Origin of the sequence: Mesorhizobium sp. NZP2298, from assembly GCF_013170825.1 — a bacterium.
Classification (GTDB): Bacteria; Pseudomonadota; Alphaproteobacteria; order Rhizobiales; family Rhizobiaceae; genus Mesorhizobium.
Window position 1 is genome coordinate 6445161 of record NZ_CP033365.1, and the last position, 24102, is coordinate 6469262.

Sequence of the window (24102 nt, forward strand, 5' to 3'; positions counted from 1 at the left end):
TCCAAGGACGGAACCTGCCGGCAAGAAATGCAAAGGAGGTAGCGCGATACTCCAGTGGCTACCCCCTAATCCTCACGTATGATTGCTCTACACGCTTTGCCGGCTCCCGAAGACGCTGTGCTTGGCTTCAACCCGACGGTGCTTGGATGTCATCGCACGCGCCTTTGTGAGAAGCACGCCAAGTATCGACGTCCTGGAGGCTTGCAGTGTTCTCACGAGTTCCCGCAGCGTGTCGACGTGCGTCTTTCCCCACTCCGCAACGACGACGACACCGTCGAGCACGGATCCAACGATTAGGTCATCCGGTCCGGATTCAAGCGTTGGCAGATCAACGATGACAATGTCATAAGCAGCCAGCTCGTAGGCTGTCGGATCGTCTGCACCAACTTCAGAGAGGAAAACCTGCATATTCCTTGGTACGAGAAGGTTCTTTGCATCCACCACGGAACTTGGAAGAACGTCGAACCGCCGCCCCTGAGCGCGGACGATATTTTGTCGAATGGGGTGCTGGCACTCTTTGCCCTGGATGTTCGAGTGCCCAAGCAGTCGTGTGGTGATCGTCGATCTCCGAACATCAGCATCGATCACCAAAGTCTTTAGACCGGACATTGAATACAGCGTGGCGAGATTGCTGACGACGGAACTCTTCTGACTGCTGTTCGAAACAGCAGTCAGTCCAAGGAACTTCACCGGGTGGTTCGTTTCCGCCAAGCTGATTTCGGTTCGCGCTTTCCTCAGGCTCTGGCTGTATCGCGACCAAGGATGCCTGGTCACTTCGTCGACGTTTCCGAATTCCCTGCGCTTGCTGGTGGGCGCCAATTCTCCGACGCACTCTATTCCCAGATTATCGCGGATATGACGTGGCGACCGTATGGTCCAGTCGAACGAATGCCGCGCGAAGGAAAGGCCAATTCCGAGAATGAGCCCTGCGACGCCAGCGAAGGCCAACACCAGCTTCGGTTTTGGAGCGCTTGGAAAAAGCGGCGGCGTCGCGGCAGTGATTACTCTTGCATCGGCAACCGGGTAGGACTGCTGGCTTACCGAATTGGTGTATGCCTGCAGGAAGCTCTCGTACATTTTTTTATAGGTGTCAGCAGTTACCTCGAGTTCTTCGAGAGTAGGTTCAGAATTAACGCCGCCACCGGCACTTACACCACCTCCGACGCTATAGTCGTGCCGAGAACGAAATGCCTGTGCCCTGGCCATCGCCTCGTTCATCTGGGTGCGCAGTTGCTGAAGGCGTTTTTCCAACCATGCTCCACCTTCTCTTGCCGAATCGGCCTTGGTGTCGATCTGTTCATGCACGAAGGCGTCAGCCGTCGCATTCGCAATCTTGGCGGCGCCCTCGGCTTCGGCAGAGGTGAAGGATATGTCTATCGCGTAGGAGACACCTACCCTTCGCACATCGAGGCCACTGAGGAAAGTAAGCATGCTGAGACGCGACTTCTGGTAGTCGGTCAGCTTAGCGGTCGGTTCCGGAGCGCCTAAACCGATATACCCCCAGAGTGCGTTCAGCCGGGTGCTTTTCTGAAGCCCCAAAGCCTGGAGCATCATATCTTTGATCTTCCTGAACCTCTCCTGCAACATCGGCGTCTCAGGGCGATTGAAACTCGCATTTTCAATCAACTTCAACTGGTCAATTACCATCGAAGCAATCTTCTCTGATTTCAATACTGCAATCTGGCTTTCTATTTGAGCCGTATCTAACGATAGATTTACTTCACCGCCCTCCTGCAGATGTTGCGGCAGCTTCGGTTCGATCAATATCTGCGCGCTAGCTGTAAAAACCGGATCGGTGGTCAAATTGTAGAACCATGCGACCAAGAGCGCCGCGGCGAGGCAGGCCGTAATTGTTCCGGCATAATGTCTCAGAAACCCCGTTATGTCCGAAAGACCGATGAATTCCTGTCCGGCGCTGGCCTGCTGATTGGTTGCCAAGGGCCACTGGTTGGCGAACAAGCGGTTCATTCAAGGTCTCCGGCGGGCATGAAGGGGAGAATCCTTCGTGCACGCCGCCCTGACTAGGAGCTTCATGGCGTCCGCCCGATGTTCTCTTAAAGAGCCGAGGCCCGCGATCCCAAGCTTTTGCAGGAAGACTACGCCGACACCGGGGAAGGTAAACGCCACCAATTGGCGTAGACCTACGCCCTGTGGGAGTGAAGAATGCGCGGCAGGCCGGCCCTTACCCTGGCTAGAAACGACTTCTGCTGCTCCAGCAGCACCTGTCGTGCTCGGTTGTCCGCAAGGTCTTGCGCGAGAAGATCCAGCTTGGCTGACAGGCGTTCGCTCTTGTCCCCGTTTTCCGTCGCCTCCAGGGAAAATGCGGCACAATCTGTCATTCGTTTCCGAGCCCTGCGAAGTAGCTCCGATTCCCTTTCAATCTCTGGCTGAATGAAGTCGAGCGCACGTGCCAAGGCTCGGAAACGCCTGTGATCGACGTTCTTCTGAAAAGAGAATCTGAATGGTGTCAGCGGCACTACACAGCCACAATTGAGGTTATCGCCCGATGCGGACCTGCTTACCACGATACTCAACCGCCATGCCTAGACGAGACATCCCTTCGATCATCGATCGGCACCACCTATTGGATGAGGTGGAACGAACCGGGGGGTAGCGCTACCCGAATTCATGAAGGGGCCGCGGCTTGTCGAGATGCTAAGAATGTTGGCGCAATTTCGGAGCTTTAGCCGTGACCCTAAAGATAGTCGGCCAAGCCAGGCCGAACACATTCGCGTTCGAGAACAATGCTCTCATCAAAGCCACTGGCTTCCGAGAATACGATGCACGCTGGTGGTTCGGCCACCCCGGCTCGGAGAAAGAGCCCGAGCTCAATTTGATGGGCGCCCAAGCGCTGGGAATGGGCCTCGGCACTCTGATCCGCCGAATGGGAGTCGGCCCGGAGATCATCACCGGTCATGACTTTCGCAGCTATTCCATGTCCATAAAGATGGCACTGACATCAGGGCTGATGGCTGCTGGCGGACGTGTCATGGACATCGGCCTGGCGCTTTCCCCGACCGCCTATTTCGCCCAGTTCGCACTCAACGCTCCGTCTGTTGCAATGGTAACGGCCTCCCACAATGAGAACGGGTGGACCGGCGTGAAGATGGGCGCGCAGAGACCGCTTACATTCGGGCCTGAGCAGATGACAGCGCTGAAGGCGCTCGTGCTGAACGGAGACTTCGATCTTGTGGGTGGTGGCAGCTATGAATTCATTTCCGACTTTCGTGAGAAATATATCGAAGACTTGACTGCGGGAAGGAACGTTCGACGCAAGCCGCGCGTCGTAGTTGCCTGCGGAAACGGGACGGCTGGCGCATTTGCGCCGCAGGTGCTTGAGACCATCGGCTGTGACGTGGTTCCCCTCGACGTGGAGCTCGATCACACGTTTCCGCGTTACAACCCTAACCCCGAAGACATGCAGATGCTGCATGCGATCCGGGATAAGGTTCTGGAGACCGGTGCCGATTTGGGTCTCGGCTTCGACGGCGACGGCGACCGCTGCGGCGTCGTGGACAACGAAGGCTCTGAGATCTTCGCGGACAAGGTTGGCGTCATGCTGGCGCGAGACCTTTGCAGCCTGCATCCACAATCCACCTTTGTCGTGGACGTGAAATCCACCGGGCTTTTCATGACGGATCCTGTTCTAGCGCAAAACGGCGCACGGACGGACTATTGGAAAACGGGGCATTCCTACATCAAGCGACGGGTTGCCGAGCTTGACGCAATCGCAGGCTTCGAGAAGTCGGGGCACTTCTTCTTCAACCCGCCGATCGGGCGCGGCTATGACGACGGCCTTATCACGGCGATCGCCGTCTGCGAGATGCTCGACCGTAATCCGGGAAGGAGCCTGGCCGAACTCTACCGCGCCCTGCCCGTAACCTTCGGCACCCCAACAATGTCGCCCCACTGTCCCGACGAACTCAAATATTGCGTCGTCGACAAAGTTGTCGGCGACTTCATGAAAATGAAGGGGGATGGGACCGAGTTTGCGGGTCAGCCGCTGGCTGATCTGGTCACCGTCAATGGGGTGCGTGTCGTGGCTCAAGACGGCACCTGGGGTCTGGTCAGAGCTTCGTCGAACAAGCCCGAAATTGTCGTCGTCGTCGAAAGCCCCGTCTCGTCGGAGCGACGTCGACAGATGTTCGAGGCAATCGACGCCGTCCTGCGCCGCAACCCAGAGGTCGGAGCTTACAACCAGACATTCTGAGAGGAACTGAAGCATGGCACACCGGATCGTAAGTTTTGTGATGAGCGGGGGGGTGGGGTCCCGGCTATGGCCGCTCTCGCGCGAAGACAATCCCAAGCAATTCCACGATCTCTCGGGGGATGGCTCCATGCTGGCGAAGACAGTTAGGCGCCTGAAGGCGTGGCCGGACAGCGAAACGCCGATCTACCTGATAGCGTCAGAACGTCATGCCGAACGCGTCATCTCGGACATAACTCCGCTCGGACTAAACGGCGGAAAGCCAATTTTCGAACCCCTCGGCCGCAATACCGCTGCAGCTGTCGCCATCGCGACACTGCAGACGATTTCGGATCACGGCAAGGATGCGCTCGTGCTCGTGGTCCCCTCCGATCACGAGATATCGACAGAGGCGCAGTTCTGGGAGACCGTTGAAGCGGGTGTACCTGCCGCCGACTCGGGAAGTATCGTCGTGTTCGGCATCAAGCCCACTCATCCTGAGACTGGATATGGATACATTGAGGTTGCCGCCAATGGTGACGGCGCGGCCGCAGTCTCACGCTTTGTCGAAAAGCCCAACATCGAAACGGCGCAAAAATATCTGTCGTCGGGAAGGTTCTACTGGAATGCTGGCATCTTCCTGTTTCGTGCCGACACGATGCAGAGGGCTTTGATCGAGTTTCAGCCGGAGATCTGGGAAAACGCGGAACGCGCCTTCAGGGCTGCCAGAGTGGATGTATCGGGCCTTTACCTGCCGCGAGGCATCTACTCGGCGGTCCCCTCCACATCGATCGACTATGCAGTCATGGAACATGCGCTAGGCATCGCGATGGTGACGGCTTCGTTCCGTTGGAACGACCTTGGTTCGTGGCAATCGTTGCTGGAGGCCAGCCCGGTGGACGGCAACGGCAACGTAGTAATGGGCGATGTCGTCGCCATGGACTGCGACGGCTCCTATCTCAGAAGCCAAGGTCGGCTGCTCACAGTCATAGGAATGAAGGACGTGGCGGTGGTGGCAACGCCGGACGCAATATTCGTCGCCCCAGTCAGCCACAGTCAGAACGTGAAGAAGGTCGTCGAGCAACTTGAGAAGAGTGGGCGTCTCGAGACGAAATTCACAGCGTCGGAAGACCGTGTCATTGTCAGCGGGTCATGGCGCAAGCGAGTCGAACACTGGCTCTTTAACGAGACCCTTCCGCTTTGGTCAGACGCCGGGGTCGACCACGTGCATGGCGGCTTCCACGAAGCGCTCGGTTTCGATGCGAGGCCATTGGGCAAACCCAAGCGGATGCGGACGATGGCTCGCCAGATCTATGCTTTCGCTGTGGCCAAGGAACGTGGCTGGACCGGGGCCGCCGACAAGCTCATCGATCACGGAATCGACTTCATCGCAAAATACGGCCGCACCGATCGAGGAGGCTGGGTACGCACCCTCAATTCGAATGGAAGCGTGGCCGATCCGGCGGAGGATGCCTACGACCATTCCTGCGTGCTCCTCGCACTTGCTCATGCCTATCGATGCGGCCATCAACCTGCCCTTCAGCTTGCACAGGAGACATTTCATTTCATCGACTCTCACCTTGAGGATGGCAGCTTGAACGGCTTCCTCGAGACACCTGGCTGGAACGGGGTTCGCACCTCGAACCCACACATGCACATGCTTGAATCTTTCCTTGCCTGGTATGCCGCAACCGGCGATCGCGTATATCTGCGTCGAGCGGCTCGCGTCATCGATCTCTTCCGCAGCCATTTCTTCGACCAGGAAAGTTGGACGCTCGGAGAATATTTCGACGCCGACTGGCTGCCGTTGCCCGGAGACAAGGGACAGTGGACCGAGCCGGGGCACCATTTCGAATGGGCCTCCCTGCTCGTCGACTTCGCGCGGGCAAGCGGGCAGAAAGATCTGGCTGCTTATGCGAGGAAACTCTATTCGTCGGCGGTCGCCAGCGGATTGAATCGAGCCACTGGGCTGGCGTATGCGGCCGTTTCGCGACAAGGCATGCCTCTCGACAGGCTCTCGCGCAGTTGGCCTCAATGCGAAGCCATCAAGGCGGCGATCGCGTTGGACGACATCGGTGGGCCTGATCTGAAACCCGAGATCGAAGCTCGTGTCGCACGCCTTTTCAGGTGGCATATCGATCCCGCACCGCTTGGTCTGTGGATGGATAGAATCGACGAGCGCGGTCGGTCGCTGGCGACCGAGGTTCCTGCCAGCATCTTCTACCATTTGGTGACGGCATTGATGCAGTATCTCGACAAGACCGAGGGGCAGGTTGAGGAATTTCCGGTACCGTCTCCGAAAGAACACGGCCCTGTTGCGAAGCATAGTTATGGTTGAAGAAGGCGAATGCTCGTCGCGTCACAACTCGGCAGAGCTTGCTCGAAACAGGATGTTTTCTCGCCGTCCACCCTGTAACGCCGTGGGACGCAAGCTACCGCTAATTCGGTATCTTCTTGCCTCTGTGTCACCACGGCAAACTGCGGTACCGTCAAGCAGAAGTCACGCCTTTAGGAAAAGGGTCGATATGCCTTTCGGTTTCTGGCTGCGTAAACTCGTCAAGACGTGGGAATTGGCAACTTTTTGTTCGGGCAGTTGAAGACGACGATGGCAAAAAAGAAATCGCGAGACAGACGCAGTGGTGATCTCCTGAAGCTGCTTGCAACAAGGCCTCGGGCAGTTGCGCTTGCAGCGCTGCATGTGAGTGAATCGGTCCTCTTGGAACTTGAAGCATCGGAGGTTTTATCTCCGTCGGAGATCAGGGGACTGCTGAGGGACGCGTCGCTGACGTTGCGCAACGCCGCCGACCACGCGGACAATCGGAGCTGTCTCGTTGCCAGTGAGATAGTTGAGTCAATGAGGGAGAGTTTTAAGAGAAGTAAGTCATAGCTGATACCAGCTCTAAGCGGCGTCAATCGAACCATGGCCTGTTACCAGCCGGATTTCGACATGACATTGGTGTCGCGATACCTTCCTTTGCCGATAGCTAAAAAGCTACTCGACACGTGAAATTTAATTTACATGATGAGTTTCAGGAGGGTACAAATGGAATTGGGTAGGGGGTACGGATGGCACAGGCTTCACGTTCTTCTTCGAGAGGAGATGAGCACCGTTCGTCATACGTTGGACTTAACGATGACGACGCCGCTCTGATCAAGACTCTCGGCTTCACCGCGAAGCGATATCCAGCCGACGCGGTGATCTTCAGCCAAGGTGACGACAACGATCGTATTTACGTCGTAGAGTCAGGTTGGGGGTGTATTTCCCATGAGCTTCCGGACGGGCAGCGACAAATTCTCGATTTTGTCCTGATCGGCGATGTCGTTATGTCTCAGTCACCTGGAAGCGGCTCTATCGGGACGTTCGTAGCTCAAACCGAACTTTCTATGCTGGTAGCACCCACCAAGACGTTGACGCTTGCTGCTATGAAGTCGCCTCATCTATTCTCGTTCATCGCTGGAGCCCTCCTGCGCAACGGGGCGGTTATGGCTCAGCACCTTGCCAACGTGGGACGGCGCAGCGCATTGGAGCGGACAGCACATTTGCTGCTCGAGCTGACAGTGCGTCTGCAACGAGTAGGCGCAGGTGATCGCAACGGCTTCGACTGCCCGCTCACCCAATACGACCTTGCTGACGCCCTTGGACTTACTCCGATCCATGTCAATCGAATGCTGCGGGAACTCCGCGAGCGGAAGTTTCTCGAATTCCGCCAAGGCCACGTCCGCCTGCTCGATTCTCGGGGCCTGACAAAATTCGCTGGATTCGACGGCGAATACATCAAGAGTTGAGCGCCAGGCGGTTCAGCCCCTTGGAACCATCGCACTAGAGCGACCTAAACCTTCGCGTCCATCTCGAAAACCAGCAAGTTCATCGGCCGCGTCATCAATGCCTTGAGAGGCGGCGCGCTCGAGCCAGATACGGCCGGCAACTGGGTCGTACTCACCAGCAACACCTTTGGAAAGGTACCGGCCGAGCAAGAGTTGGGCGTGTCCATGACCTCGCTCGGCTGCGGCCGCGAACCATTTCTGCGCCGCCTTCCGATCGAGAGTAAGCCCCTCCCCGCTCTCGTATAAAGCACCGATGGCAAAAATCGCACCAATATGGCCGGCAGCGGCAGCCTGCTTGAAAAGATGCGCCGCGGCTAGTGCCGAGCGCTCTCCACCGCGTCCATTGTAGAGCATTTCGGCAAGAGCCACCTGCGCGTCCACCATGCCAGCGTTGGCCGCCCGCTCGAACCAAAGCCTGGCTTGCTTCTGGTCAGCAGGCACACCGCGTCCATTCTGAAGCATGCGCGCATACATATACTGCGCCTGCACAATGCCTTCGGCCGCACGCCTCATCCACTTCGCCGCCAGTTCCTGGTCCTTGCGCACTCCGACCCCCTCGGCAAAACAAAGGCCAAGATTGAAGGCCGCGACTGCGTCCCCTGACGAAGCGGTCGCTTCGAACCACTCGGCGATATCCACACCATCTTTGATATCGCCGGCGCCTTCCAAGACAAGGTTTGCAAGGTCAACCTGGGATTCGCGATTGCCACTATCTGCGGCGGCGCGCAGCCAGCGCGTTCCTTCTTCGGGATCCTGAGCCACTCCGTTCCCGGAAAGATAGAGCGAAGCCAAGGCACGAGCGGCTGCTTGATGACCTGCCTCCGCGGCGCGCCGATACCACGTCGCGGCTTCCGCATAGTCCGGCTGGGGACGCTTCACATACCGCTCGCCGATACGATAGGCGGCATCGAGATTTCCGGCCAGTGCGGCGCGGCGCATCCACGCCTCGCCAGCTACTGGATCCTGACGCGAAAGGCTGCCCTCGATCAGAGAAAGCCCCAGCCTGAATTGGGCCGAAGCGAGGCCCTTTTCCGCAGCGAGCTGATAAAGCTCACCAGCTGCCTCGCGATCGACCGGCAAGCCCATTCCGTGCTCGGTGAGGATCGCAAGAAGATAGATCGCCGTCGGTAGACCCGCATCGGCCGCGCGCCGCAACGCCTCGGCAATCCTGGTCCTGTGCTCCGGCTGCTTGCGACGGGCAAGCGACAGGGCGAGGCCTAGGCACCCTTCTGGACAACCGGACGCTGCGGACTTCTCGTACCAGCCATGCGCGGCATCGAGGTCGCGCATGGCCGTTGGGCCTTTGCTCAGAATGTAGCCAAGTATGGCTTGTCCGGTTGCGGAGCCGGCCTCCGCAGCTTTTTGAGCGAACGGAAGTGCTGTCTCGAAATCGGGTTTTGGTGAAGATTGCGAGTTGAACAGGCTTTCTGAACTGCTGATTCCTGTGTTGTCCTCGTGTTCAGCCAACCCGGTGGTGTAAAGCGCGGCAAGGAGAGCCTGCGCATCGGCATTCCCATGGTCGGCAGCCCGCCGCAGCCAGCGCGTCCCTTCCAATCGGCTTGGCGGCACACCCGATCCCTCGAGATAGCAGCGGGCGACGCGGCATTCCGCTTCTGGAATGCCGGCACGAGCAGCGATTGCCATCAACGGAAACGCTTTGGCGAGCTTGCCTTTTTCAGCGAGCTGAACCGCTCTACGTAACGCCAGCGCCGGGTGGATGTGTCCAGCCAACCGATCCATCATCACCATTTTATGGCTCCCGCATCGCTTCCTGGCCGATCGGCAGCATCGTGCCGAGGATGTATTTGAGCACCGTGCGGCGACCCACCTTCACATCAGCTGTGACCGGCATGCCAGGGCTGATCGCGAAGCCGGCGGGTACGCCATGAAGGGCGACGTCATCGATGGAAATCTGCGTGCGGTAGAACTGGTCGGCATCCGAGGGCAGCATGGCCAAGGAGCTGTTGGGGTCGCGCACCTGATCCCTGGCAGAGAACGAGTCCGGGCTGACTGAGCGTACAGTGCCGTGAGCCAGGCCGTATTGCGAATAGGGGAAGGTATCGAATTTGATTGCCACGGGATCACCGACATGGACGAAGCCGCTGCTGCGACCGATGATATTTGTTTCCACCTCGAGCACCGCGTCGGCCGGGACCAGTGTGATCAACCGCTCTCCAGACTGCAGAACCGAACCCACGGAAACTTTAGCCACAGATTGAACAATAGCGTCGGCCTCGCTCCTCAGTTCCACCAATTGTTTGCGCAGCTTGGCCTTGTTGAGAAGCTCGCGGGCATCAGACATGCGCGAGTTGGCTTCCGACAGACTCTGCGACACGTCCGCGCGCCAACTCTGGATAAAGCCGTCACGCTCGGCCGCGACGCCTGCCTGCTGGCGCTTGGCAGCCTCAGATGTCTGCTCGGCGTTGGTAAGAGCTCGCGACATTTCAGCTGTGTTGTCCTCGGCAAGCAGCGTGTTGAGACGGCTTCCGACCTGTCTTACCTCCAGCTGTTTGCGCATTTGCTCAATCGACCCCGCGACGGCCAAGCGCTGCCTGTAGCCTTCGGCATCCGACTGGGAGCGAGAGATGACGGAACTGAGTTGGTCACCCTGTCGATCGAAGCTGTCCAGCTTGGCGTCATAGACCGCCTTGCGACGTTCGAAGATCGAGGCTTGTAGCGTCCAACTCGGATCCAGCCCGTCATATGTGAATGACCTTCCGTCAGCCTCGGCCTTCAGGCGCGCCACCTCGGCTTCGAGTGTGGTGACTTGCGCGGCCAATGCGGTGAGATCGGCCGAGGCAAAAGTGGCGTCGAGGCGGGCAAGCACCTGACCGGCCTTCACATGCTGTCCTTCGCGCACCTCGATAGAGCGGACGATCGCTGTCTCGAGCGGCTGGACGACGATGTTGGGCGACTGGGCCACCACCAGCCCCCTCGTCGTGACCACCTGGTCAACCGGTATCAGCGCTGCGAGCGTTATCAGCGCAACGACCAGGCTAAATATGACCCAGACGATGCTGCGGGCCACTCGCGGAACCGGCGCATTGGCGACGGCTGTCGATGGCCATTGGAATTCGAGAATGGCCGGCGCCGTCGGATCGCTGGCCTTTGCCCGACGACGGCGAGCAGGAATTGGGGAATAGGCGGTGACGCTCATGGCCAACTCACATCAGCCCGGATGGCACAGCCGCCAGTCGGCCACGCCGACCTTCCAGGTGTCGGTTCTGCTGAAGCCAAAGCTGGCGGTAGACGCCACACCGTTCCAGCAGGACGGCATGCGGCGCGACATCGAGAACCTTGCCCTGATCCACGACGAGGATCTGGTCGCACTCGGTCAGCGATGCCAGCCTGTGCGAGACGATGATCATCGTTCGGCCGCTGGCGATGCGCATGAGGTTGTCGCTGACCACCGCTTCACTCTCGGGATCGAGCGCGCTTGTCGCTTCGTCCAGTATCAGGACGGTCGGGTTGTGAATGAGCGCGCGGGCTATTGCCAAACGCTGCCGTTGCCCGCCCGACAGGTTGGGCGAGCCTTCCTCAATGTAAGTATCATAGCCATTCGGCAGGCGTTCGATGAACTCAGCCGCGCCGGCGAGGTGAGCGGCACGCATGGCATCCGAAAGCGTCAAACCCTGACGTCCCGCGATGATGTTGTCCCTTATCGAACCGCGGAAAAGGAAATTGTCCTGAAGGACCACACCTAGGCCCTGGCGGAGGTGACGTAGGTTGATTTCCTTGAGATCGACCCCGTCGAGCTTGAGGAACCCGCTGTAGTCACGATTGATGCCTTGCAGAAGGCGCGCAATGGTCGATTTTCCCGACCCGCTCCGCCCGACAATGCCGAACATCGAGCCAGACGGAATGTCGAAGCTGACCCGGTCCAGGGCCGGCGTCTTGGTACCCATGTAGGTGAAGGTCAGGTCGCTAAACCTGATTTCGCCGACGAGTTTTGGCCTCAGGCCCGCGGAATTGGAACTGCTTTCCAACGGACGGTTGAGAACCGACGCCGCCTCGCCGATGGCCGCGCCGACCTCTTCGTAGTCCTCTACCAGACGCGCCAGGCCGACAAGGGGCTGCGCGACGCGTTGGGCGATCATCATGAAGGCAAATAGGCTGCCGACCATATAGCCAGTGCTGTCGTTCATAGCCAGATAAGCCCCGATCAGCATGGTGCCCAACACCATGGCACGCTCAACTGGCGTTACCAGGGTTTGCGGCCAGTTGGCGAGTTGCCCAAAAGCGAGACGTGCCTTACCCGCGTCCGCCACCCGTTCGTCCCAAAGCGCCTTGCGTTGCGGCTCGAGACCAAGCGCCTTCACCGTCTTGATGCCGACGACGGTTTCGCCGAGCGCCGCGGACTTCCAGGTCTCGGCATCCACCACGCGTTGGTAGCTGGCCCGCAGCGGCGCGAGGAAAGCGAGGATGATCAGCATGATCAAGACGGCGCAGCCGAGCACCATCCAGGCGAGTGTCGCGTTGATGTAGAACATGACTGGGATGAGCACGCAGAGCGTCATCAGATCCAGGAAGGTGCTGAGCAATTTGCCCGTGAGGAATTCGCGGACACGGTAGACCTGTGCCAGATGGTACAGTGTCTCGCCGGCCGGATGACGCTCGAAATAGTCAAGTGGCAGGCGCAACAGCCGGCCGAAGACATGCAAGTTCAGCTTGGTGTCCAGGCGAGCGCCGACGACGTTGATGATCATGCGTCGTGCGTGGCCGAGCAGAGTCTCGTAGGCGAAAACGACGACTATCACCGCACTTAGCAATGCCAGGGTCGAGATGCTGTTGAACTGCAACACCTTGTTGACCACGGTCATGACGATGAGGGGCGGCAGAATTGTCAGGATGCTCAGCGTGAACGAAGCGATGCCAATGTCGCGCAGCGGCCTAGTCTCGAGCCTTACAAGATCTATGAGCCAGCGGAAGGTGAAAGGCGCGTCGGCGGCGACGAAGGAGCGCTGAGGACGCAGCAGCACCGCCTCACCCGACCAGACCCGCGACAACCTCAACTCATCGATCGCAACCGCCTCGGCTCCATCCGGTGCATCGACGCTCTTGAGGAAAATGAGATTGCGTTCGGCGCTAGCGCCGGTAAGCAGGCCAGCGCGGCCATCGCTGAACAGCAGAACCACCGGTCCGGTTTGTTCGAAGCGTAAGAGATGTGACCAGCGGACGCGAATCGCGCGCGACCACATACCACCGCTCTGCGCCCATTGAGAGAGGTCCGCAGCCGTCTGAGTAGTGCCTGCGCTTGCGGCCCTGAATTCGTTGGGGTCGAGCTCGACACCGTGATAACGGGCGACCTTGATCATAGCCCGGAGGCGCGGGGCGACCTGAGCGAATTCGGAGGGCCCGCCTGGAGTCCGTTGCGCTTTGCCCTCGCCCGGATGCTTGCCGGCCGTATCCGCTTGCGTGTCAGGATGGTTCAAGCTCGGTTTGGAGCCTTGGCTGAGTTGTACGCTCACAGTGCACCGCTCCCACGAACCAGAATCAAGAGTTCGAAGATGCTTCCTGCGCCTCGTAGCAATCGAGCCTGGCAAGACCGTCCGTGTCTCCAACGGGCATAGGAGATGAGACGATTGCCGGCGCCGGAAGCGCGCACGCGCGGGCCTAGCCTTTCAGCAAGGTCCGCGCGCACTATTTTCAACCACTCAGCCATGCGGCTTCAGAATATTGCTCAGGGCCTTATTCAGTGTGTCGTCGGTCTGAGCATACCCGGAGCTGTGCTTGTCCGATGTCAGGTCCAAGGTCGAACCGGACGGTTTGTTCTGGGTCTGACCAAAGCCTGCAACAGAAGTGAGCAGGTTCAGAAGGTCCACTGCCACCGAAACAATGGCGAGGCTGATGAGCTGCCTGAACAAGTCCTGGCTGTCTGCGGGACTACTGGATTGGATGAACTGCTTGATGTCTTTCAGTCCAAGCGTGCCGGTCGAGATGTTGCCGCCCTGACTGGTGGCCGTCGAACCATGGTCCCCATTGCCATGCCCTCGATGGCCATTATCACGGTTGTCCCGGTCATTGTTACCACCGTGGTGGTTACCACGGTCGTTGTCGTGGCGGTTTCCATTGCCATCGTAGCGATCGTGTTCGTGCGATCTGCCATCATGGCCATGATGATGATGATGATGATGATGGTGGTTGTCGCCGTGGCCATGATCATGGTCATGGTCATGGTCGCCAGGACCAGTCGCTCCGGTATGCCCGGTCGCACCCGTGGCTCCGGTGGAACCCGTGTGCCCGGTTGAGCCCGTTGCACCTGTGTGTCCGGTTGCGCCGGTAGCGCCCGTCGCCCCGGTTGAGCCCGTCGCACCGGTCGCGCCGGTCGCACCAGTTGCTCCGGTACCGCCCGTTGTACCGGTGGCACCCGTGCTACCAGTTGCACCCGTGGCACCTGTGTCGCCAGTGGCACCCGTGTCGCCAGTTGCTCCGGTGGCACCCGTATCGCCGGTCGCTCCGGTGGCACCCGTATCGCCGGTCGCTCCGGTGGCACCCGTGCTACCAGTTGCACCAGTGGCACCGGTTGCGCCAGCAGCACCAGGATCACCCGTTGCTCCAGTGGCACCCGTGTCGCCAGTCGCTCCGGTGGCACCCGTGTCGCCAGTCGCTCCGGTGGCACCCGTGTCGCCAGTCGCTCCGGTGGCACCCGTGTCGCCGGTCGCTCCAGTAGCTCCAGTAGCTCCAGTCGCTCCAGTAGCTCCTGTGTCGCCAGTTGCTCCAGTGGCACCCGTGTCGCCAGTCGCTCCGGTGGCACCCGTGTCGCCAGTCGCTCCGGTGGCACCCGTGTCGCCGGTCGCTCCGGTGGCACCCGTGTCGCCGGTCGCTCCAGTGGCACCCGTGTCGCCAGTGGCACCCGTATCGCCAGTAGCTCCAGTAGCGCCTGTGTCGCCAGTAGCGCCTGTGTCGCCAGCGGCACCCGTGTCGCCAGTTGCTCCGGTGGCACCCGTATCGCCGGTCGCTCCGGTGGCACCCGTATCGCCGGTCGCTCCGGTGGCACCCGTGCTACCAGTTGCACCAGTGGCACCGGTTGCGCCAGTAGCACCAGGATCACCCGTTGCTCCAGTGGCACCCGTGTCGCCAGTCGCTCCGGTGGCACCCGTGTCGCCAGTCGCTCCGGTGGCACCCGTGTCGCCGGTCGCTCCAGTGGCACCCGTGTCGCCAGTCGCTCCGGTGGCACCCGTGTCGCCAGTCGCTCCGGTGGCACCCGTGTCGCCAGTCGCTCCGGTGGCACCCGTGTCGCCGGTCGCTCCAGTGGCACCCGTGTCGCCAGTCGCTCCGGTGGCACCCGTGTCGCCGGTCGCTCCAGTGGCACCCGTGTCGCCAGTCGCTCCGGTGGCACCCGTGTCGCCGGTCGCTCCAGTAGCACCCGTGTCACCAGTCGCACCCGTGGCTCCGGTATCGCCGGTCGCTCCGGTCGAGCCTGTGGCTCCGGTATCGCCGGTCGCTCCAGTCGAGCCAGTCGCACCCGTATCACCGGTTGCACCGGCGGCCCCGGTCGAGCCTGTGGCTCCGGTATCACCGGTCGCACCGGTGGCTCCAGTCGAGCCAGTAGCGCCCGTATCGCCGGTCGCTCCGGTCGAGCCTGTGGCACCCGTATCGCCGGTCGAGCCTGTGGCTCCAGTGTCGCCGGTCGCACCGGCGGCTCCAGTCGAGCCTGTGGCACCCGTATCACCGGTTGCACCGGTGGCTCCAGTATCACCGGTCGCACCCGTGGCCCCGGTCGAGCCTGTGGCTCCGGTATCGCCGGTCGCACCGGTGGCTCCAGTCGAGCCAGTAGCGCCCGTATCGCCGGTCGCACCGGTGGCTCCGGTCGAGCCTGTGGCACCCGTATCACCGGTTGCACCGGTGGCTCCAGTATCACCGGTCGCACCCGTGGCCCCGGTCGAGCCTGTGGCTCCGGTATCGCCGGTCGCACCGGTGGCTCCAGTCGAGCCAGTAGCGCCCGTATCGCCGGTCGCACCGGTGGCTCCGGTCGAGCCTGTGGCACCCGTATCACCGGTTGCACCGGTGGCTCCAGTATCACCGGTCGCACCCGTGGCCCCGGTCGAGCCTGTGGCTCCGGTATCGCCGGTCGCACCGGTGGCTCCAGTCGAGCCAGTCGCACCCGTATCGCCGGTTGCACCGGCGGCTCCAGTCGAGCCTGTGGCTCCGGTATCACCGGTTGCACCGGTGGCTCCGGTCGAGCCTGTGGCACCCGTATCGCCGGTCGAGCCAGTGGCTCCAGTATCACCGGTCGCACCCGTGGCCCCGGTCTGGCCTGTGGCTCCGGTCGAGCCTGTGGCTCCGGTATCGCCGGTCGTACCCGAGGCTCCAGTCGAGCCTGTCGCGCCTGTATCGCCGGTCGCACCCGTGGCCCCAGTCGAGCCAGTCGCTCCGGTAGACCCAGTTGCACCGGTGGCACCCGTTGCACCAGTACCGCCTGTCGCGCCCGTAGCGCCGGTGGCCCCGGTTCGGCCTGTCGCGCCAGTCGTCCCGGTTGCACCAGTTGCGCCCGTCGCACCGGTAGCCCCCGTGGCGCCGGTCGCACCTGCCGTACCTACGAAGGTGATCGTATTGCCATCAACCGTGGTCGTGGCGGCGTTGTTGTCGGCGTCAATCCATAATGTGGCAGTATCATCCCCAGATGAGAGCCCGCCTGATGGGCTGGTCGTTGTAAATATGGAAACTTCCCCGTTCACATCAGGGGTGCTCCCATTCGTTTCAACTGTCCAGGTTCCAGCGCCGAGGCTAACTGGAACCACCAATGTGCTTGCAAATGAGCTTTGAGGAACTATGAAAGTTCCGACAATTGTATTTACGCCTCCAATGTTCGCGACAATGTAGCAATATAAAGTGTCCGCACTCATGCTGGGTCTGGCAGGAGCATTGATCACCATAAAATTGGCGGAGGCTGCCATCACACCGGTATAGCTCGCAACACCAACCGCGGTCAGCGGAGCGTGCGTCAGGCGTCCGGCAACATCCAACTCCCAGCTTCCGCCTTTCGCCGCGGCGCCGATTAGGCCTGTAGAGGCTGCGACCTGTGCACCGGTTGCGCGCGAGAGGGCATCCACGAAAGCACGTCCGCGGGTGCCTTCGCCGGCATGGCAGCTCCACAGCAGAAGGCTGCCGTGAGGTCCCAACGCGTCGCCGATGGCCGAGAGATCGTCTTGATGCCGGTTGACATTGGCAAGCGAGAGCGACCCGGTGGTGAATTCGAGTTCGCCCGGCCTGCCGTGAACGACAATATGCACCGCATCCAGGTCCTCTTGTCCGCGCAAGGCGTGCGCGGTCTCCTGCGAAGCGGGCATGCCGCCGCCAAGAAGTACCGGCTGCACGCCGGGCCGCAGCCCCGCGATGAGCACCGAAATATCGGTGACTGCGGCATCGATGAAGACGATTTCCCTTGTCGCCCGCAAGAGATTGTCCGCCGGCGTGTCAATCGATGGAAACGACTTTGTCAGGTTCGCGCCCATTGTCATTCTCCCGAGCCGAATTTTGCCACGACCGATACTGTGGTGCCGGCCTTGCCCAACATCTCCCAGGTGGCCTCGTCGTAAGTCGCGGCGGCGTCGGGACTGGTTTTTGAAAAGACGGCTATCCTGCCCTGCGTCATCATCGCGGCACTGCCGCCTGCGACGGTGAAAGGTCCCCTCGCCTTGACCGGAACAGGAATCCTGCCGGCAAACGGGCTCCTCGGGACAATAAACTGACCGATCGTTGTCTGAACGCCGCCAAGGTTGGCGACAATCTGATATGTGTTGGGTTTGGCCCATGGTCGCCATGAGACGGTGATGTGGTCGTCGGCCGGCACGCCTGCGGCAGCAGCCATTGAGGGATCGGCGAAAAGCACTGCGCTGGCCATGACAGATCCTATTGGTTTCGATTGGGGTTTAAACTGAAGGTGCCGGGCGACGACTAACCACGCGGCCTGGTCTGGCGGATCGGTGGATTTCGCGGGACTGGCGAAGCACGGCGAGACCGGAACGCAAGCCCCGACGGCATCACTATGCTGATGCCCAAGAGAGCGGCGCCGTGGCCGTTGTCGCTAGGGCTATTCCCGACAGGGTGGGATTCGCGGTGTGATCGACTGGACTTATCGGAGGCCCCTTGCCGCTCAAGCCGCTCAAGCGTGTGGCGATCTGTTGTATACAACAGGTGCGGATAGTATTCGGCCGCACGGAAAGCTGCCTGAAAACCGCATTGTTTCGTGCGCTGTATCACACCAACGACCCCCCGTTATGCGTGCTCGATTTCTCGACGACGAATTTGCGAGGATCCGACAAATTGTGAAGAAGTAATAGGCAGACAAAATACTTGCCATCGTCTACGCCTTCAGGCGCAGTACGGCCTTTGCTCCCCGATATTCTCCTCGCTTGCAGATCACCCCAGCTCTGCGGCCTTTCGCTAGGCCGGGGTTACTTCCCGCAAGACTAGTAAATTAGAAAGCGACCAAATTGTAAATGGATTGGTTTACAATTGGTAAATAGTGGGTTGTAAATTGAGGGCAACGATTAGCAACTGATCGAACACAGGAAACACGCAGAAAAATCAAAGGATATCCGTGACTTAAACAACCAACCGCTGACGACGCAAGTGCCATGGAACCTGAAGTTTGGCGATCGCAGGCGAGGAGTGGTTCCTCCGAAGGGAGTAACCCTGCCATCGGACGGTTAGAAGTAAAATGGACGGCGATGGAAATGTCGGGCGCATGGGGAGGAGCCTTGCCAAGCCGGCGATTGCACCGGAATAACGAGACGCGAGGAATTGTGCATTAGCGACCAGGCTAAAATGCCGAGACACTGTGGCCTGCAGGCTACATAAAGCCAAACCGGTCCGTATCCGCACGCCCCCATGGCTGCGCGCACTCAACAACTCCAATCCGTATTTCTGCAAGAACGGACGTTACTTATGACAACCAGCAAGCAGGTATGCCTCAACATGATCGTCAACAGTCAGATGGCCAAGATCAAAGGATGTCGCGCCGTGGCTGATCATTGCAACCGCTCCTCGGAGCGATCGGCATGAGCACCATCGGCCTCTGCATGATCGTCAAGAACGAGGCGAAGGTTATCCTGAATTGTCTCGCCAGCGCGCTCCCCCTCGTCGACTACGTTCTTGTCGTCGACACGGGTTCTGCCGACGGCACACAGGAGCTCATCCGAAGATTCCTGGCCACCCACAATGTCAAGGGCGCTGTCATCGACGAGCCGTGGCGGAACTTTGCATACAACCGCACCTTCGCGCTTGAGCGGCTACGCGAGGTGGAGTGGGTCGACTACGCGATGATCATCGATGCCGACGATGTCCTGGTCGCCGACCCGGACTTCGACCCAGTGGTTTTCAAGTCGCGGATGGAACACGATCTATACGACGTCGAGGTAGTCCATGGCGACATTTCGTTCCATCGCCCGCAGATCTGCCGCAACAAACTTCCTTTTTCCTTCAAGGCCGTTCTGCACGAATACCTCGAGGCGCCGGCCGGCTCCATCACACGGCAGAACGCCGAAGGGTTTCGTATCGCGACGGGACGCGGAGGAGCCCGCAGTCAAAATCCACGGAAGTACCAGGACGATGCGGCTGCTTTGGAGAATGAGCTCACAACAGAATCCGACCCGTTCCTGATATCGCGCTACACGTTCTATCTGGCGCAGAGCTACAAGGATTGCGGCGAGCATGAAAAAGCGCTCGAACGCTATCTGAAGCGTACCCACCAGGGTTTCTGGAGCGAGGAGATCTATATAAGCCTTCTAGAGGCGGGGAATCTGATGGCGACCCTTGGCCGGCCATTCGACGAGGTGGTCGCCGTCTTCGAGCAAGCGACACAGACAGTGCCCACCCGCGCCGAAGCGCTGCATGCGGCGAGCCGTTACTGCCGGAACCAGGGCAGGAACGTGGAGGGGCAGGAATATGCGCGCCGCGGCCTGGGCATGAACAAACCCGCGGGACTGTTTGTTCAGCCCTGGGTATACGACTACGGGCTGCTCGATGAGTTTTCGATCAACGCATATTGGGCGGGCGCAAATCGGGAGTCACTCGATGCCTGCGTGAAATTGCTGGTCTCAGGCAAACTGCCGGCCGACATGGTGCAACGCGTGGCAGCCAACGCGCGGTTCGCCGCTGACAAACTTGAGGTGCGTGAGCCTCCGGAATTGGGGGGGTTGGGCGCCGAGAGCCTGATCGAGCAGCACAAGCTTGTATCGCGACGCTCGTTGCGGTCGCGCATGGAGGGGATGCCGCGCGTCCTGGTGGCAATACTAGCAAAGCAGAAGGAGCCGGCACTGCCGCTTTACCTCGAGTGCATCGAGGCGCTTGACTACCCGAAGGAGTCCATCGTCCTCTACATCCGGACAAACAACAATACCGACAGGACCGAGCACATATTGCGCGAATGGGTGGAACGCGTGGGCCACCTCTACGCGGCAGTTGAGATCGACGCCTCCGACGTCGTCGATCGGGTCGAGCAGTTTGGCGAACACGAATGGAACGAGACGCGCTTCAGGGTGCTAGGCCGAATCCGCAACGTTAGTTTGCGGAAAACACTTGAGCACGGCTGCGATTTCTATTTCGTCGCCGATGTCGACAATTTCGTGCGGCCTGCCACGCTGCGAGAGCTTGCCGCGCTCGACCTGCCGATCGTCGCTCCCCTGCTGCGCTCCATCTCGCCCGGCCAGTACTATTCGAACTACCACGCCGAGGTGGACGCAAACGGTTATTATATGAAGTGCGATCAATATGGCTGGGTGCTTAACCGCCATGTGCGCGGCGTCATCGAGATGCCGCTCGTGCACTGCACCTATCTTGTCCGGGCCGACGTGCTTCACGAACTGACATATGAGGACGGGACGTCTCGGCATGAATATGTCATTTTTGCCGACAGTGCGCGGAAGTCAGGAATCGTACAATACTTGGATAACCGGCAGATCTATGGCTACATCACGTTCGGCGACCACGAATATCATGTCGTCGGCGGGATTGAACGAGCGCGGGAGTTTTTGCGCGGAGCGGGCGATATCCCGGCATTTACCGGCGCCTCCGTCTCCACGCCTATTCCGGCCCGACCTGGGCGAGAAAACCCACGTGGCGTTTCTTTTCAACGCGATTGAACGGTAAGGCGAAGCAGCAGTGTTTCGATCTTGATGAATGGACAGACCATGCAAATAATCGCGTCAATGACCACCATCCCCTCACGAATCGATCGAATTCGTCCTGTACTCGAAAGCGTACTTGGACAGACTGTTCCGGTGGAGCACGTGGAGTTGAATATTCCATATGTATGCGTGCGTACGAACGAACCATACACTCTGCCGACATGGCTTACGGAAATGGAGCGGGTAAAGATCTTCCGAACGGACGACTACGGCCCAATCACAAAAATCGCCCCCACATTGTTACGACATCAGAGCGACCAGGAAACGTATCTTTGGTCGGTAGACGACGACTTTGCGTATCCAGAAAATCAACTGGCAATGCTCCGCCGCGGACATCGCCATTCGGAACATCGCATACTTGCAAGGCATGGTGGCGACTTCAACAAAGATGGTAGCATCACTTTTAAATACGGACAGATGCCAGTATCAATGTTCGAAGGATTCGGTACAGTCCTGTATCCTCCTGGATGTATCGGAGGCGACTTCTTAGAATACGTACAAGCGACTTCGAAAGACATGGACTGCCGGCAAAGCGACGACGTCGTTCTTTCACTCTATTTTTCGTCTCGCGAGGTGCCAATTTTCATTTGGAACTCGCCCTCCGAAACAGAGCCTTTCTACCCTACGGGGGCGCTTCCTCATTCTTCAGAGAAAGATGCACTCCACCTACAAGGTGGTGGAAATCTGGAGCGGTACAAGCGGGTAATAAGCTTCTTGAGTTCACGTGACTCTGGCAAGTCTCATCCCGAAAATACGTCGACCCTCATCACCAGGGAGAAGTTCGAAGCACTGCCTTGGATATATACGGCTCACGGCACCGTGCTGTACGTTGACGTCGACACCGGGGAACTGCGTCATGGTGCAATCGAAAGCAGCTCGACGAACGTCAGATTTCTGCTGGAGGGAAAGCAAGGACAGATGGTATTCGGTGATGATGATCACCGCCTTCCGATTGCCTTTCAGTTAGATCGCTCGTTGACCGTTCGGGATTCCAAGACGTTGGCGCCCACCAGTTTGGAAATCCTCCCGAAGCATTGGATTTGGGTTGGCTTCCATGTTGGCGGCACATACCTTTGCGCCGAGCCCGATGGGCGCATCACTCTATCTCGGCCCCATTGTCTCGGCTACGAAAGTTTCTCGCTCTCGGAGCCTCCCCGCTCACAGGACGTTTTCCGAGCCTTGAGTCTTCTTAAACCGTATGATGTAAAACCATTCGCCAAGAGACGAATCGGCTGCAAAAGCGATGGGGGATATGTAATTCTTGATGATCTAGACGAGATTGACGTTGTCTACAGCTTTGGAATTGGCAATCAAGTCTCGTTTGATCTTGAGTTGGCGAGCATGGGAAAGAATATATTCATGTTCGACCACACCATCCAAGGGACACCTCTCGAACACTCGAACTTCCATTTTTATAAGCAAGGGCTGGCAGCAACTAACAACGAGACGGCATCCCTATATACGCTCGAATACCAACTTAACAGACTGGGGCATGAGGGTCGGTCTGATCTGCTTCTGAAGATCGATATCGAGGGCGCCGAGTTCGAGATATTTTCGACGTTACCGCAATCAATACTTCGACAGTTTCGGCAAATTGCGGTTGAAATTCATGGATTGGGCAATCTGGGTAATCCGACCTATCGAACCAGTTTCGTGACGGCATTGTCGAAAATCAATAATGATTTCACATTATTCCATGTTCATTCGAACAACAACGAGCCTCTGAGTATTGTCGATGGGCATGCGGTCGCACCGGTAATGGAGTTGTCTTATGTCCGATCTGATCTTATCGAGCGCGCCCCATCGGTGACAGTATATCCAACAGAATTCGATTTTCCGAACTGGTCACTCAGGCCTGATCACACACTTTGGTTCTATCCGTTCCTGCCGATGCCCGAGGCTTCTAGGGAATCCCTTGAGAAATCTATCGCGATATCGAACCGTATGTTTCCAGCCTGCGGCCATGGATAGCAAGACAGTTGGCGGTCGATTCCATCGGCAGATACCAACCACGTCGTTCGGTGAAGCATCATGGAATGGATGGTGAGGCGACGAGATTTCTTATCATTGCTTGTAGGCTCACCCGCCTGCTGTTTGATGCTGGGCGGCTCGGCCTTGTCAAGCGGTCGTGAAGCGAGGTCTGCGACGATGTCTCCTCAACCTGCCCTAACCACTCCGCCCACGTCCCTCCTCTCCGCTCCCATCGAGCTTGCTGGCGACTGGGGCCGTATGCTGGAGGGCGCTGTCGCTCAGGTCATCAAGCGGACGCGACAAGCATGCTTCCACGGCGTGCGCCTTGTCTCAGACCGGCAGCCGACGCGGCTGCGCGTCGATGAGCACACATCCGGCACGCCGGCCATTTGGCTGCATCCGGACGGCAGCAGTATGGCATGGATCATCGTCGACATCGGCGAGCGGGACTGGTCGAAGCTCGCCTATCAGCTCGGCCATGAACTCGGCCATGTGTTTGCCAACAGTTGGCAAGCCGACGCCAAGCCCGCCGCACCCTGCCAATGGCTTGAGGAAGCCATGGTTGAAGCGTTCTCGCTGCGTGGCTTGGAGCGCCTGGCAATGGACTGGACGCAGAACCCTCCGTTTGCCGGCGACAACGCTTTCGGCGATGCCATTGCCAAGTATCACGAGAACATCATCGAGGGCTACACCGCCCTCGCCGGCAGCCAGGGGCTCACCCGCGATGCTGCCGCGTGGTTCACCAATCATCGCAGCGAAATAGAGGACCCTCGCCTCAATCCGTTCGCGCAGGCAATGTCGGTGACCATTCTTGCCGAGTACAATCGCGCGCCCGACTGCGTCGAGGCTCTCGGCGCGCTCAACCGCTGGCCTGGCCGCAGCGGAATTCCCGTCGGTGATTATCTGCAGCGATGGAAAGAGAGTTGCGCCGAGTTGCAAGCCTCTCCGAACCTGCCGCTCCGCTTAGGCGAGCTTTTGGGGGTTTCTTAA

The 24102-nt window shown here is 59.2% G+C and carries 12 protein-coding genes and 1 pseudogene; 6 read left to right on the forward strand and 7 right to left on the reverse strand.

The window, feature by feature from the left end; translation table 11 throughout:
- Positions 1–87: 87 nt before the first annotated feature.
- Entirely contained in the window at positions 88–1968 is a 1881-nt protein-coding gene (locus EB231_RS30820) for a GumC family protein (protein ID WP_172352171.1), read from the reverse strand.
- A 721-nt stretch (positions 1969–2689) separates the two neighbouring features.
- On the opposite strand from EB231_RS30820, the gene EB231_RS30825 reads away from it, so the two are divergent.
- The 3 genes from EB231_RS30825 to EB231_RS30835 all read left to right on the forward strand — a co-directional run bounded on the left by EB231_RS30825 (position 2690) and on the right by EB231_RS30835 (position 7972).
- Positions 2690–4210 carry a phosphomannomutase/phosphoglucomutase gene (locus EB231_RS30825; protein ID WP_172352172.1) on the forward strand — a complete coding sequence of 507 codons (1521 nt, stop codon included), beginning with the start codon at positions 2690–2692 and terminating at the stop codon, positions 4208–4210.
- Between the two features lie 13 nt (positions 4211–4223).
- Entirely contained in the window at positions 4224–6524 is a 2301-nt protein-coding gene (locus EB231_RS30830) for a mannose-1-phosphate guanylyltransferase/mannose-6-phosphate isomerase (RefSeq protein WP_172352173.1), read from the forward strand.
- Between the two features lie 728 nt (positions 6525–7252).
- Complete coding sequence (locus EB231_RS30835) at positions 7253–7972, forward strand: Crp/Fnr family transcriptional regulator (RefSeq protein WP_172352174.1); 720 nt, start codon at positions 7253–7255, stop codon at positions 7970–7972.
- Between the two features lie 12 nt (positions 7973–7984).
- Here the strand turns inward: EB231_RS30835 and EB231_RS30840 are convergent, their stop codons facing one another.
- The 6 genes and pseudogenes from EB231_RS30840 to EB231_RS30860 all read right to left on the reverse strand — a co-directional run bounded on the left by EB231_RS30840 (position 7985) and on the right by EB231_RS30860 (position 17855).
- The gene (locus tag EB231_RS30840) at positions 7985–9760 is read right to left on the reverse strand and encodes a tetratricopeptide repeat protein (protein WP_172352175.1); all 1776 of its coding nucleotides are present in this window, start codon (positions 9758–9760) and stop codon (positions 7985–7987) included.
- A 1-nt stretch (position 9761) separates the two neighbouring features.
- A complete protein-coding gene (locus EB231_RS30845; protein WP_172352176.1) occupies positions 9762–11168 on the reverse strand; it encodes an HlyD family type I secretion periplasmic adaptor subunit in 1407 nt (468 codons plus the stop codon).
- Positions 11169–11175: 7 nt separating this feature from the next.
- Positions 11176–13554, reverse strand: coding sequence for a peptidase domain-containing ABC transporter (locus EB231_RS30850; protein ID WP_246740784.1), 2379 nt, complete (start codon positions 13552–13554; stop codon positions 11176–11178).
- 111 nt (positions 13555–13665) lie between these two features.
- Positions 13666–16689, reverse strand: coding sequence for a beta strand repeat-containing protein (locus EB231_RS30855; protein WP_246741058.1), 3024 nt, complete (start codon positions 16687–16689; stop codon positions 13666–13668).
- 279 nt (positions 16690–16968) lie between these two features.
- A pseudogene (locus tag EB231_RS35315) lies at positions 16969–17472 on the reverse strand (DUF4347 domain-containing protein); the annotation flags it as partial.
- Complete coding sequence (locus EB231_RS30860; RefSeq protein WP_172352178.1) at positions 17469–17855, reverse strand: hypothetical protein; 387 nt, start codon at positions 17853–17855, stop codon at positions 17469–17471. The pseudogene EB231_RS35315 and the gene EB231_RS30860, both read right to left, overlap by 4 nt.
- Positions 17856–19014: 1159 nt before the next feature.
- On the opposite strand from EB231_RS30860, the gene EB231_RS30865 reads away from it, so the two are divergent.
- From EB231_RS30865 to EB231_RS30875, 3 genes are all read left to right on the forward strand, one after another.
- Entirely contained in the window at positions 19015–21096 is a 2082-nt protein-coding gene (locus tag EB231_RS30865) for a glycosyltransferase family 2 protein (protein WP_246740785.1), read from the forward strand.
- Between the two features lie 48 nt (positions 21097–21144).
- Positions 21145–23112, forward strand: a complete 1968-nt coding sequence (locus EB231_RS30870; protein WP_172352179.1) for an FkbM family methyltransferase — start codon at positions 21145–21147, stop codon at positions 23110–23112.
- A gap of 258 nt (positions 23113–23370) precedes the next feature.
- Positions 23371–24102 (forward strand): hypothetical protein, encoded by a 732-nt coding sequence (locus EB231_RS30875; RefSeq protein ID WP_246740786.1) that lies wholly within the window; start codon positions 23371–23373, stop codon positions 24100–24102.

Excerpts from the sequence above, each read along its gene's own strand:
- EB231_RS30875 (WP_246740786.1), top strand. The coding sequence starts at position 23,371 with ATGCTGGAGGGCGCTGTCGCTCAGGTCATCAAGCGGACGCGACAAGCA.
- EB231_RS30820 (WP_172352171.1), bottom strand. The coding sequence starts at position 1,968 with ATGAACCGCTTGTTCGCCAACCAGTGGCCCTTGGCAACCAATCAGCAG.
- EB231_RS30845 (WP_172352176.1), bottom strand. The coding sequence starts at position 11,168 with ATGAGCGTCACCGCCTATTCCCCAATTCCTGCTCGCCGTCGTCGGGCA.
- EB231_RS30830 (WP_172352173.1), top strand. The coding sequence starts at position 4,224 with ATGGCACACCGGATCGTAAGTTTTGTGATGAGCGGGGGGGTGGGGTCC.
- EB231_RS30865 (WP_246740785.1), top strand. The coding sequence starts at position 19,015 with ATGAGCACCATCGGCCTCTGCATGATCGTCAAGAACGAGGCGAAGGTT.
- EB231_RS30835 (WP_172352174.1), top strand. The coding sequence starts at position 7,253 with ATGGCACAGGCTTCACGTTCTTCTTCGAGAGGAGATGAGCACCGTTCG.
- EB231_RS30840 (WP_172352175.1), bottom strand. The coding sequence starts at position 9,760 with ATGGTGATGATGGATCGGTTGGCTGGACACATCCACCCGGCGCTGGCG.
- EB231_RS30870 (WP_172352179.1), top strand. The coding sequence starts at position 21,145 with ATGCAAATAATCGCGTCAATGACCACCATCCCCTCACGAATCGATCGA.
- EB231_RS30860 (WP_172352178.1), bottom strand. The coding sequence starts at position 17,855 with ATGGCCAGCGCAGTGCTTTTCGCCGATCCCTCAATGGCTGCTGCCGCA.